General features: G+C 47.0%; 11 protein-coding genes, 4 tRNA genes and 1 pseudogene. 6 read left to right on the forward strand and 10 right to left on the reverse strand.

Features of this window, described 5'->3' with window-relative positions; all coding sequences use genetic code 11:
• Positions 1-148: 148 nt before the first annotated feature.
• The 10 genes from ACUJFL_RS05285 to lolB form a co-directional block, all read right to left on the reverse strand.
• A tRNA-Gln gene (locus ACUJFL_RS05285) sits at positions 149-223 on the reverse strand.
• Between the two features lie 21 nt (positions 224-244).
• Positions 245-319, reverse strand: a tRNA-Gln gene (locus tag ACUJFL_RS05290).
• A 32-nt stretch (positions 320-351) separates the two neighbouring features.
• Positions 352-436: transfer RNA gene (locus tag ACUJFL_RS05295), tRNA-Leu, on the reverse strand.
• Between the two features lie 21 nt (positions 437-457).
• Positions 458-534, reverse strand: a tRNA-Met gene (locus ACUJFL_RS05300).
• A gap of 226 nt (positions 535-760) precedes the next feature.
• Entirely contained in the window at positions 761-1,852 is a 1,092-nt protein-coding gene (gene ychF / locus ACUJFL_RS05305) for a redox-regulated ATPase YchF (RefSeq protein ID WP_229585452.1), read from the reverse strand.
• A 47-nt stretch (positions 1,853-1,899) separates the two neighbouring features.
• Complete coding sequence (gene pth / locus ACUJFL_RS05310) at positions 1,900-2,502, reverse strand: aminoacyl-tRNA hydrolase (RefSeq protein ID WP_226749687.1); 603 nt, start codon at positions 2,500-2,502, stop codon at positions 1,900-1,902.
• Positions 2,502-3,107, reverse strand: coding sequence for a 50S ribosomal protein L25/general stress protein Ctc (locus ACUJFL_RS05315; RefSeq protein ID WP_226749688.1), 606 nt, complete (start codon positions 3,105-3,107; stop codon positions 2,502-2,504). Before ACUJFL_RS05315 ends, pth begins: the two co-directional genes overlap by 1 nt.
• 272 nt (positions 3,108-3,379) lie before the next feature.
• Entirely contained in the window at positions 3,380-4,324 is a 945-nt protein-coding gene (locus ACUJFL_RS05320) for a ribose-phosphate pyrophosphokinase (protein ID WP_229585454.1), read from the reverse strand.
• Between the two features lie 206 nt (positions 4,325-4,530).
• Positions 4,531-5,382 (reverse strand): 4-(cytidine 5'-diphospho)-2-C-methyl-D-erythritol kinase, encoded by an 852-nt coding sequence (gene ispE / locus ACUJFL_RS05325; protein WP_306176984.1) that lies wholly within the window; start codon positions 5,380-5,382, stop codon positions 4,531-4,533.
• Complete coding sequence (gene lolB / locus ACUJFL_RS05330; RefSeq protein ID WP_306176983.1) at positions 5,379-5,987, reverse strand: lipoprotein insertase outer membrane protein LolB; 609 nt, start codon at positions 5,985-5,987, stop codon at positions 5,379-5,381. The genes ispE and lolB overlap by 4 nt, the downstream gene beginning before the upstream one ends.
• An 80-nt stretch (positions 5,988-6,067) precedes the next feature.
• Between lolB and hemA the strand changes: the two are divergent.
• The 6 genes and pseudogenes from hemA (at position 6,068) to kdsA (ending at position 12,311) form a co-directional block, all read left to right on the forward strand.
• Positions 6,068-7,316, forward strand: a pseudogene (gene hemA / locus ACUJFL_RS05335) (glutamyl-tRNA reductase).
• Positions 7,317-7,334: 18 nt separating this feature from the next.
• The gene (gene prfA, locus ACUJFL_RS05340; protein WP_226749693.1) at positions 7,335-8,426 is read left to right on the forward strand and encodes a peptide chain release factor 1; all 1,092 of its coding nucleotides are present in this window, start codon (positions 7,335-7,337) and stop codon (positions 8,424-8,426) included.
• Positions 8,426-9,253, forward strand: coding sequence for a peptide chain release factor N(5)-glutamine methyltransferase (gene prmC, locus ACUJFL_RS05345; RefSeq protein ID WP_445428679.1), 828 nt, complete (start codon positions 8,426-8,428; stop codon positions 9,251-9,253). The genes prfA and prmC overlap by 1 nt, the downstream gene beginning before the upstream one ends.
• A 212-nt stretch (positions 9,254-9,465) precedes the next feature.
• A complete protein-coding gene (locus ACUJFL_RS05350) occupies positions 9,466-11,031 on the forward strand; it encodes a DUF3369 domain-containing protein (protein ID WP_445428680.1) in 1,566 nt (521 codons plus the stop codon).
• A 30-nt stretch (positions 11,032-11,061) separates the two neighbouring features.
• Positions 11,062-11,439 carry a SirB2 family protein gene (locus ACUJFL_RS05355; RefSeq protein ID WP_226749696.1) on the forward strand — a complete coding sequence of 126 codons (378 nt, stop codon included), beginning with the start codon at positions 11,062-11,064 and terminating at the stop codon, positions 11,437-11,439.
• A gap of 23 nt (positions 11,440-11,462) precedes the next feature.
• A complete protein-coding gene (gene kdsA, locus ACUJFL_RS05360; protein WP_226749697.1) occupies positions 11,463-12,311 on the forward strand; it encodes a 3-deoxy-8-phosphooctulonate synthase in 849 nt (282 codons plus the stop codon).
• Positions 12,312-12,337: the final 26 nt, after the last annotated feature.

Below are 12,337 nucleotides of genomic sequence, written 5' to 3' on the forward strand. Positions count from 1 at the left end.
GTATCGCTTGGCGATCAAGTTTGCTGAAGATCAAAGGAAGTAAGACGCAGCGTAGGCCGCTGGATGAGACGTGCTGTAGCTAAAGCGTTGTATTTGATTAATGATTAGAAAAGCGAAAACCCGACACGAGGTCGGGTTTTCTGAATTATGGCAGGGGCGGCTGGATTCGAACCAACGCATGGCGGGATCAAAACCCGCTGCCTTACCGCTTGGCTACGCCCCTACTGGGATGGTAAAGAGTTAATGGCAGGGGCGGCTGGATTCGAACCAACGCATGGCGGGATCAAAACCCACTGCCTTACCGCTTGGCTACGCCCCTACAACAACTTTTTACTTACTTGCACCCTATTATGGTGCGGAAAGAGAGACTCGAACTCTCACGCCTCGCGGCGCTGGAACCTAAATCCAGTGCGTCTACCAATTCCGCCATTCCCGCATACAACAGTAGAGTAGGAAGTGGTGGCTACAGCGGGAATCGAACCTGCGACCCCAGCATTATGAGTGCTGTGCTCTAACCAGCTGAGCTATGTAGCCACTATAACTTGTCCTAAGCAAGTGGCGCGTATTATGCTGATCTCACTTATGAGCGTCAACCGTTTTTTTTCGATATTATACCAGTTGCAGTGTATTTGCCGAATTTATGTTCAGAGCGAGTAAAAACTAAACAGTAAATTTAAGTATGAGATAGTTCTCGAGAATGATCAACAACAAAAAGCCGGACACGTGGTCCGGCTTGGTATCGAGCGTTTAACCGCGAGGCTTAAACGTTAAAACGGAAATGCATAACATCGCCATCTTTTACAATGTAATCTTTACCTTCAAGACGCCATTTACCGGCTTCTTTCGCGCCCGCTTCACCGTTGTATTGTACGAAGTCGTCATAAGCGACCACTTCAGCGCGGATAAAGCCTTTTTCAAAGTCAGTGTGGATCACGCCAGCAGCTTGTGGCGCAGTGGCACCAATTGCGACAGTCCAAGCACGTACTTCTTTAACACCGGCAGTAAAATAAGTATGTAAGCTTAGCAAAGAGTAACCACCACGGATCACCCGGTTTAAGCCAGGCTCTTCTAAACCCATGTCGGCCATAAACTCATTGCGCTCTTCTTCGTCTAACTCCGCAATTTCCGATTCGATAGCGGCGCATACCGGTACCACGATGGCGCCTTCTTTCTCAGCGATCGCAGTAACGATATCTAAGTAGGGGTTATTCTCAAAACCATCTTCCATCACGTTAGCAATATACATGGTGGGCTTGATCGTTAAAAAGTTCATGTAGGCAATCAGCGCCTTTTCTTCTTTTTCTAACTCAAGTTGGCGCAGGGTATGGCCCTGTTCTAAATGCGCCTTCACTTTTTCTAAAACCTGGATTTCTGCTTTAGCGTCTTTATCGCCGCCTTTTGCTTTCTTTTGAACACGAAAAATGGCGCGATCAGCGCTGTCCATATCAGATAGCACTAATTCCATGTTAATGGTTTCAATGTCATCGGCCGGATCAATTTTACCGGCAACGTGAATAATGTTTTCATCGTCGAAACACCGCACAACATGACCAATAGCGTCAGTTTCGCGGATATTTGCTAAAAATTTATTACCTAAACCTTCACCACGGGAAGCGCCCTTGACTAAACCTGCGATATCCACAAACTCCATGGTCGTGGGTAATACGCGTTGAGGTTTAACGATTTCAGCCAGTTTATCTAAGCGTAAATCGGGTACTGGCACCACGCCGGTATTCGGTTCGATAGTACAGAACGGAAAGTTGGCGGCTTCGATGCCTGCTTTGGTTAAAGCATTAAATAAGGTGGATTTACCAACATTAGGTAAACCGACGATGCCACATTTGAAACCCATGAGTGTATCCTTTAATGTGCTATTAGCGACGGGAGTGTTCCGAAATTTTAGCTAGCCTGAAAGCTGTGTAAACGGTGCTGAGCTTTTACCAAGCCATCGCGAGCTAACAGGTCGAAACAGGCAACCGATTCATCGATGCAGCTATTAATCAGTGATTGTTCACTGCTTGGCGCTTTACCCAGAACAAAACCAGTTACCTGATCTTTGTGCCCCGGATGGCCGATGCCAAGCCGCAAGCGATAAAAATTGGGGTTATTACCCAACTTACTTGTGATATCGCGCAGACCATTGTGGCCCGCATGTCCACCGGCAAACTTAAATTTGGCTGTGCCGGGCGGTAACGCCAGCTCATCATGTACTACCAGAATGTGCTCTGGTAACAGTTTATAAAACTGTGCCATGGCCAAAACAGCTTTGCCGCTTAAGTTCATATAGGTCGATGGAATTAGTAATTTGAATTCTTGGCCGGCAAGCATGAATTTGCCAGTGTGCCCGAAAAATTTAGCTTCGGGTTTTAAGGTCGCATGATAGGTCCGAGCCAGTTGCTCAACAAACCACACGCCCGCATTATGACGGGTATATTGATATTCGGGGCCTGGATTACCCAGGCCCACGATTAGCTGAAGCTTTGGCTGAACAGCGTCAGACATTACTCAGCAGGTGTTTCTTCTTCAGCTTTACCAGCTGGTTTGTTTACAGATACTACAGGCAGGTCATGACCTTCGCCTTTAGTTAACTGAACAAAAGTAACACCTTTAGGTGCTTTGATGTCAGTTAAGTGTAAGGTTACGCCTACTGCAACATCGCTTAAATCTACTTCGATGAACTCTGGCAGATCCTGTGGTAAACAGGCAATTTCAACTTCGTTCATACCATGAACAACTACACCACCTTTCTTCGCACCGGCTTCTTCATTGATGAAGTGGATAGGAACAATAGTGTGTAACTCGTGGCCAGCTTCTACGCGTTGGAAGTCAACGTGTAAGATTTTTGGCTTGAACGGGTGACGTTGCATGGCTTTAACGATGGCTTTTACTTCTTCACCCGCGACGTTGATAGTCAGGATGTGAGAGTAGAAGGCTTCAACGCTTTGCGCTTTCAACAGTTTAGAGTGCTCTAAAGTGATTGATTGAGCGGCTACGCTGCCACCGTAAATGATAGCTGGAACTTTGTCTTCGTGACGTAGGCGGCGGCTCGCACCTTTCCCCAGGTCAGAACGGACTTCTGCGGTTAATGTAAAAATTGCATCAGACATGATGTACTCCAATAATTAGTATTTGTCCCGGCTTGCGACCAGCCGAAACCTGTTGCCTTTTGTAGCATGACAAAAGGCGCGACATATTACCACCAGCCCCCGTTAGCTGCAAATGCAAATTGGCAGCATTGTGGCTGTGTCGCTATCTGATATGCTGTTTATCATTTTTCAGCGTCTAAGGATAAAACGCTCAGTGGCTTTTTAGCATGGCGTATTAGGCTTAAAAAAACCAAAAGGCGCCCTAAAGCGCCTTTATGATCGAAATCGTCTGCTTAATCGAACATTGAAGAAATCGACTCTTCGTTGCTAATACGACGAATACATTCAGCTAATAAATCGCTTAAGGTTAGCTGACGTACTTTTGGAATGGCTTTCATTGCTGCGGATAATGGCACGGTATCGGTAATAATGAGTTCATCAATAACGGAATTACTGATGATTTCTGGCGCATTACCCGAGAAGACAGCATGCGTAGCATAGGCAAAGACACGTTTCGCACCTTGCTCTTTTAAAGCTTCTGCTGCTTTACACAGTGTTCCGCCCGTATCAATCATATCGTCAACGATAATACAGTCACGATCACGTACATCACCAATAATATGCATCACTTGCGACACGTTAGCGCGCGGACGGCGCTTGTCAATAATCGCTAAATCAGCGTCATTCAACAGTTTAGCCACGGCACGCGCTCTGACTACACCACCGATATCTGGCGATACCACGATGGGTGATTGCAGATTTTTCTTGCGCATGTCATCCAGTAAAACCGGACTGGCAAAAACGTTATCCACCGGCACATCAAAGAAACCTTGAATTTGCTCAGCGTGTAAGTCAACCGTCAGCACACGGTCAACACCGACGCTAGACAGAAAATCGGCAACCACTTTCGCGGTGATAGGAACCCGAGCTGAACGTACACGGCGATCTTGACGCGCATAACCGAAGTAAGGCATCACGGCAGTGATCCGTCCGGCAGAGGCACGACGTAATGCATCAACCATCACGATCAGTTCCATCAAGTTATCGTTGGTGGGTGCACAAGTAGATTGGATAATAAAGACGTCTGAACCGCGTACATTTTCGTTGATTTGCACACTGACTTCGCCATCACTGAAGCGACCAACAGAGGCGTCTCCCAGTTTGATGTAAAGACGGCTGGCGATTTTGTTGGCAAGATCTGGTATGGCGTTACCAGCGAAAACCTTCATGTCGGGCACGGTAGGATCCTCAGGGCAGTGGTGAGTCCGGTTTAATCATTATAACGTCATAAAAGTTAAGTATACCCAGATTATTGTCAAACCGACCTATTATTACGTTGGCGTGTAACGTCCATGCACACTGTCATCAGGCTGCGTTGCCTGCAACGTATAACGTAATGATCGTGTTAGCAACTTATTCAGTAATACACTAACGTTTAGTGACATCAGCTGTTAGAGTCGGTATCTGTCAGCGCAGCCCATAATGGCGACTGGTTGACCCCTCTTGCGATAAAGCCATTGCATGATGCAGGCAAACTCGCTAGGGCATGTTGAGCACTGGCCGCGTCCGGGAATTCGGCGAACACACTTGCACCAGTACCCGTCATTCGACACGGGGCGTATTCTAACAACCACTGTAAGGTCATTGCAACAATCGGATACAGCTGTTCGACCAAAGGCTGGCAATCATTTTGCCAATTGCGTTGCATTAAATCAGCCAAAACCATGGTAGGCGTATCACGTTTTAATTGCGGGTGGCTGAAAATAGCCGCCGTACTAATATGACAATGAGGTGTCACCACGAGATAAATTTTTTCGGGTAATTCGACAGCTTGTAAGCGCTCGCCAACCCCCTCAGCAAAGGCAGTTGTGCCATGCACAAAAACAGGGACATCTGCGCCTAAGCGTAAACCCAGTTCGGCAAGTTGCTGGGTAGACAGGCCTAATTGCCATAACTTATTTAAACCATGCAGGGTCGTTGCTGCATCAGATGAGCCGCCGCCTAAGCCGCCACCCATGGGTAAGTTTTTTTCTAAATAAAGCTGACAGCCCGCTGCAGCGGGCGCAAAAGGTTTCAGCAGTTGAGCCGCACGATAAATTAAGTTATCGCTACCGTTAAGTGAAGGATCGCTACAACTTAGCGTTATTTCACCGCTGTTGTCTGCTTTGAAATGTAAGCGGTCACCAAAATCAAGCATCTGAAACAGCGTTTGCAGATTATGGTAACCGTCAGCGCGACGGCCTGTGATATGCAAAAATAAATTCAGTTTGGCCACTGCCGGTAACGAAAAACTCATGGTTGCCAGCTCCGGATCACTAAGCGAATGTGTGTATCGTCGCTGCTTAATTCTAGTTGCTTGGGTAACGAGAGCGCATCGGCAAAAAAGCTGCGATATGTTAATTGCCAGCGAATACCGGTGCTATCTTGTAACGTAAAGCGGGTTAAGCGTCCAGCAGCGTCATATTGCAACTCGGTGGCACTGGCGCCAGGTAAGCCGCGCAGCCATAACGGCATATCATGCAGCGGAATTGACCAACCGGCTAATTGCCACAACAAACTGCTGGCATCTGCCGCCTGATAACGTTCGCCTTTAACCAGTAGTTCTGAAAAGTTTGTTTGCTGGGTCAGTTCAAATAAACTGATACCGAGCATATTGGCCAGCCGAGCTTGAAAATCGTTGGCATTCATTTGCTGCCATCGCAAATTACCACTGATCGATTCATTCGGCGCTTTAATGCCCATCGATGCTTGTACGGTAAAACTTTGCATGGCGTTTAATTGTTGTTGTCGCGCCGCGGCGTTCATCACTGGCTCGGCGGGTGGAGCCTTGGGTTTTAGGCCACAAGCGCTTAATAAAGCCACAAAAACTAACATACTCCATCGGCTATTCGGTAATGACACACTAAAGTCCTTTGCTTTTGCTTTTATTAACCTGGGCTTTTTCGTACAATTCGCCCCCTACAGAAACCATGATACAGGTGATGGCTATTTTTGCACTAGGCATAAATCACAAAACAGCTCCAGTTGCGCTGCGCGAAAAGCTGGCTTTTGCACCCGAACAGGTGCCTGAGGCCTTGCAACAATTGGCAGCGAAACTGCAGTTGGTCGATGCAGTGATTTTGTCTACCTGTAATCGTACCGAGCTGTATTTTAGCGGTGGTGCTGAACAAGCCGAGCAAGTGGTGCAGTGGTTAGCACAGTTTCATCAATTGTCGTTACCGGATTTACAACAACATCTCTACTTATTTCAAGATCAGCAAGCGGTGCAGCATTTAATGCGCGTGGCGGCAGGGTTAGATTCTTTGGTGTTGGGTGAGCCGCAAATTTTTGGGCAGGTGAAGCAGTCTTATAATCAATCGCGCCAAGCGGGTACGATCCAGCCCTTATTCGAGCGGCTATTTCAAAAGACTTTTGCTGTTGCTAAAGACGTGCGCACCGAAACAGAGATTGGCGCAAATGCGGTATCGGTTGCTTTTGCTGCCGTTACGCTGGCCAAACAGATTTTTGGCAAGTTAGATAATGTGCGGGTACTTTTGATTGGCGCAGGTGAAACCATTGAACTGGTTGCGCGGCATTTGTCTGAGCAGGGCGCAACTAAATTAAGCGTGGCGAATCGCACCTATGAGCGAGCCGAAAACTTGGCTAAGCAGTTTAATGCCCAAGTGTTAACCTTAGCGCAGGTGCCATCTCGTTTAGCTGAAGCGGATATTGTGATTTCCTCAACGGCCAGTACCTTACCTATTGTGGGCAAGGGTATGGTTGAGCAGGCGTTACGGCAGCGTAAGCACAAACCGATGTTCTTGGTTGATTTAGCTGTACCGCGAGATATTGAGCAGCAGGTGTCTGAGTTAGAAGATGCTTACCTGTACACCGTAGATGATTTACAAAGCATTGTGGCGCAAAATTTAAACCATCGACAACATGCCGCTGCACAAGCGGAGGTGATGATCGAATCGGGCGCCAACGAGTTTCAGCAATGGTTACTTTTACAGGATAAAGCCGATTGGCTGCGTGATTATCGGCAGCGTTGTGAACACGTGAAACAAGAATTGCTGGTTCGAGCGCAAAACCAGTTGGCCGCAGGGCAAGATCCCGAAAAAAGTGCTGCAAGAAATGGCCAATAAACTGAGTAATCGTTTAATGCACAGCCCCACGCAAGCCATTCGTCATTTATTACAATCCGAGCAACCGGACGCGTCCGAGTTGGTTAAGGTCTTAGTCGATTTATAATCAGGTTAACAGGTTAAAATGAAAGAGTCGGTATATCGTAAGCTCGAAGCCTTAGTAGAACGCTACGAAGAAGTGCAAGCGTTGCTAAGTGACGCAGGCGTTATTAGCGATCAAAAACGTTTTCGTGAATTATCAAAAGAATTTAGTCAGTTAGAAGATCTTAACAAAGCCTTTCGTAGCTATTGTCAGGCGCAAGACGATTTGCAAATGGCTGAAGAAATGCAAAAAGATCCCGATCCTGAGATGCGGGAAATGGCGCAAGAAGAGTATAAATCTGCTCGTGCCAGCATTGAAGCGCTTGATACTGAACTGCAAATTTTGTTACTACCTAAAGATCCGAACGACAGCAATAGCTGCTTTTTAGAAATTCGCGCCGGTGCCGGTGGCGATGAAGCCGCCATTTTTGCCGGTGATGTGTTTCGAATGTATAGCCGTTTTGCTGAAAAACAACGCTGGCGCTTAGAAGTGGTCAGTGCCAGTGATGGTGAGCACGGTGGTTTTAAAGAAGTTATCGCCCATATTCAAGGTGAGGGTGCCTTTGGTACCTTGAAATTTGAATCGGGTGGCCATCGTGTGCAGCGCGTACCCGCAACCGAATCGCAAGGTCGGGTGCATACTTCCGCTTGTACTGTAGCCATTATGCCGGAGATCCCAGAAAGTGAAGCCATTGAAATCAATCCGGCTGATTTAAAGGTGGATACCTACCGCGCTTCTGGTGCCGGTGGACAGCACGTTAACCGAACTGACTCCGCTATTCGGATCACTCACTTACCAACGGGTATCGTGGTGGAGTGTCAGGATGAGCGTTCGCAGCATAAAAACCGTGCCCGAGCAATGAGCGTGCTGCAATCACGTATTCAAGCGGCCGAAGATGAAAAGCGCCGTTTAGCAGAGCAAGACACTCGCCGTTCATTAGTGGGCAGTGGCGATCGTTCAGAGCGCATTCGCACTTACAACTTTCCACAAGGCCGCTTAACCGACCACCGAATTAACTTAACCATTTATCGTTTAAACGAAGTGATGGAAGGTGAATTAGGCTTGGTGATTGAGCCATTGAAGCAAGAGCACCAAGCTGACTTATTAGCCGCGTTAGCGGATGAAAACCGTTAATGCAGCTGCATCCTTGGTTGCAGCATAGCGCCGCGTTGCTGCAAAGCTGTTCTGATAACCCGCTACACGAAGCTCGGCTGTTGCTCTGTCGGGTATTAAACTGCAGCAGCAGTTTTTTATATACCTATCCAGAGCGTCTGTTAAGTGCCACTGAACTGCAAGAGCTCGAGCGTATGTTAAAGCGGCGTTTAGCGGGTGAGCCCTTAGCCTATATTTTTGGTTACTGGCATTTTTTTGGTTTAGAGTTGGCCGTAGCGCCTAGTACGCTGATCCCTCGACCTGATACCGAAGTGTTGGTAGAGCATGTTTTAACATTACCCTTAACTGCTAATGCACGGGTGCTCGATTTAGGCACCGGCACGGGCGCTATTGCCTTAGCGTTGGCAAGCGAGCGCCCGACTTGGCAGATCACGGCGGTTGACCTACAGCCAGAGGCTGTCGCCTTAGCACAGCGTAATGCGGCTGCTTTAACGTTACCTCACGTGCAAGTGCAACAAAGCCGTTGGTTTAGCCAGCTTGCTGCAGAGCAATATCAATTAATTGTCAGTAACCCCCCTTATATTGAAGCTGAGGACCCGCATCTTTGTGCCTTACGTTATGAACCTTTGAGCGCTTTGGTGGCCGCCGAGCAGGGCTATGCCGATTTGCAACATATCATCACTAATGCTCCCCAGCATCTGACCCCGGGCGGTTGGTTGTGGCTTGAGCATGGCTTTGAACAAGCGCCGCTGGTAAGACAGATGTTAGTTGCTGCGGGTTTTGAGGAAGTGAGTTCGGTGAAAGACTACGGTGGTCATTGGCGCATTAGTGGCGGTCAACTTAATTAGCTACCGGTAAGCAGAGCATTCTCCCTACTCCTTTCAAAAGAAACTTAATGCTCACTATCCGCTTTCTTCACGATTTGGTTGTTTAGCTTTTTTGTATGCGCGCGCTCCCATCATCATGCCCAACACTCAAGCCGATCGGATACAATTATTTTGACCTGCAACGAAAAGCAGCCTATAACCATGGTAAGTTTTTTTGGGAGGGAGCCTCAGTGATGTCTGAGCAATTTCTGTTTGCAGATGAACCAGAGTTAGCAACCACAGTATCCAATGGTACTTGGAAGGTATTGATCGTGGATGATGAGTCTGAAGTGCATGTAGTAACGCGTCTTGCACTGAGTGACTTCAGTTTTCAGCAAAAAAAATTATTGTTTATCAGTGCCTACTCTGGTGCAGAAGCAAAACAAATCATGTCTGAACAACACGATATTGCCATCGTATTGCTTGATGTTGTAATGGAAACCGATGATGCCGGCTTACAAGTCGCGCGCTATATTCGGGAGCAGTTAAATTATCAATTTGTAAGAATTATTTTACGTACCGGTCAGCCAGGACAAGCCCCTGAGCGGCAGGTAATAGTGGATTATGATATCAACGATTACAAATCAAAAACTGAGTTGACGGCACAAAAGTTATTTACCGTAATGATGTCAAGCTTACGCTCTTACCGCGATATTATTTCCATCGAACAGAGTCGGCAAGGCTTAGAAAAAATCATGGATGCCTCCGTCGATTTGTTTTCTTCTCATTCGATGGAACAATTTATTGATGGTGTATTGCAACAACTGACCTCAGTGCTCGGCTGTGATCAAGACGCTTTATTGGTCAGTTCTTCTTTAGTTGCGGGCAATATACAAACTAGCGATCCACGTGAGCTAGTGGTGTTTGCTGGGCAAGGCGAATTTGAGCAAAAAGAAGGGCAACCTATTCAAGAGGTACTAGATAAACCCCTACTTGATGCCTTCGAGCAAGCGTTAAGTTCTAAAGCTATTGTTTACCGAGATAATTATCTGGTTGCGTATTGCAGCAGTAAATTTACCCATGGGTCTTTATTATATGTATCTGGTTTACCCGGCCCGATGAGCGAAAGCCAACAAAAGCTGGTGCAGTTGTTCGCTCAAAATGTACAAATTGCTTATGAAAACGTGCAATTACAGCACGAAGTTGAAGATACACAGCGTGAAATTGTTTATCGGTTAAGTGAGGCTGTTGAGCAGCGCTCGGTCGAAACCGGCAATCACGTGCGGCGTATTGCCTTTATTTGTTATGAATTAGCCATTGCCTATGGTTTAGCCAAAGAGGATGCTGAATTACTGATGTATGCTGCGCCGTTGCATGATGTCGGTAAAGCGGGGATCCCTGATGAAATTTTAAATAAACCGGACAAACTCACCCCTGAGCAATGGTCCGTTATGAAGCAACACACCAACATCGGTTTTAACATACTCAAAGATTCGAAGCGCTCTATTATTCAGGCGGGCGCAATCATCGCACGTGAACATCATGAGCGTTGGGATGGTTCGGGCTACCCGGATGGTAAAAAGGCAGAAGAGATCCATGTGTTTGCGCGTATCGCGGCATTGGCCGATGTTTATGATGCGTTAAGGCATCGTCGCTGTTACAAAGACGCTTGGAATTTGCAGCAAGTCATCGCAGAGATTAATTCGCAAGCTAATCGGCAGTTTGAACCTAAAATGGTGGCGGCCTTTAACCAGATTGTAACGAAGCTTGAAGCTGTACTGCAAAAATATCCAGATAGTGGTAACGTAGCGCCACTTTAATTGATTGATATTCACAAGAGGTTGTTTTTTATGTATATGGCGTTTAAGCATATTCATTTGTTAATGGTGGCGTTAAGTGTATCACTGCTATTTATTCGCTTTGCTTTGCGTTTAAAAGACTCGCCGCTGTTGCAGCGTAAATTCTTTAAAATAGCGCCCCATGTGGTTGATACCTTTTTATTGTTATCGGCGGCGGCGTTAATGATCACCATTGCCCAGTATCCCTTTGTTAATCCGTGGTTGACCGAAAAAGTTATCGCGCTGTTTGCTTACATCGCTTTAGGTTTTTCTGCTTTAAAAGGCCGCACTGTCGCCATTCGTTGGTTATCGTTTTTAGGTGCATTGGGCTGGCTTGGTTTAATGATCCGGGTTGCCCTGAGCAAGCAGCCGATATTTCTTCCATTTTAATAAGCTAACCTGACGGATCTGTTATGCAAAATCACCTGATTAATGTTGCCGGTATTGATGTCGCCAACGATAAACCTTTTGTGCTGTTTGGTGGCATGAATGTATTAGAGTCTCGCGATCTCGCCATGCGTATTGCCGAGCACTACGTGCAAGTGTGTGCAAAATTGGGCATTCCTTATGTGTTTAAAGCGTCGTTTGATAAAGCGAACCGTTCTTCTGTGCACTCTTACCGTGGTCCAGGGTTAGAAGAAGGGTTACGTATTTTCGAAGAGATTAAACGTACGTTTAATGTGCCGCTGATTACTGATGTGCATGAGCCGCATCAAGCAGCGCCGGTTGCAGAAGTTGTCGACGTGATTCAATTGCCTGCTTTTTTAGCCCGCCAAACCGATTTAGTGGTGGCGATGGCGAAAACGGGCGCGGTCATTAATGTGAAAAAACCGCAGTTTTTAGCGCCGCATGAAATGCGCCATATTCTGAAGAAGTTTGCCGAAGCTGGAAATGAGCAAGTGATCCTCTGCGAGCGCGGCTCGAGCTTCGGTTACAATAACCTGGTTGTCGACATGCTTGGCATGGATGAAATGAAACAGTATGCACCTGTCATTTTTGATGCAACCCATGCCTTACAAAAACCGGGTGGCCGTGAAGACTCAGCGGATGGCCGTCGTGCCCAAGCGGCACAACTGGCTCGCTCGGGTATGGCTTTAGGCTTAGCAGGGTTGTTTATTGAAGCACACCCTGAGCCTAATTTGGCTAAATGCGATGGCCCTTGTGCTTTGCCATTGGCTAAGCTCGAGCCTTATCTGGCGCAGATGCAGGCGTTAGATCAGTTGGTTAAAAGCTTTCCTGTGCTGGATACTTCAGCCAATTAAGTGTTGTTAGCAAAGCGCTATTGATG

This window comes from Alishewanella sp. HL-SH05 (assembly GCF_052655985.1).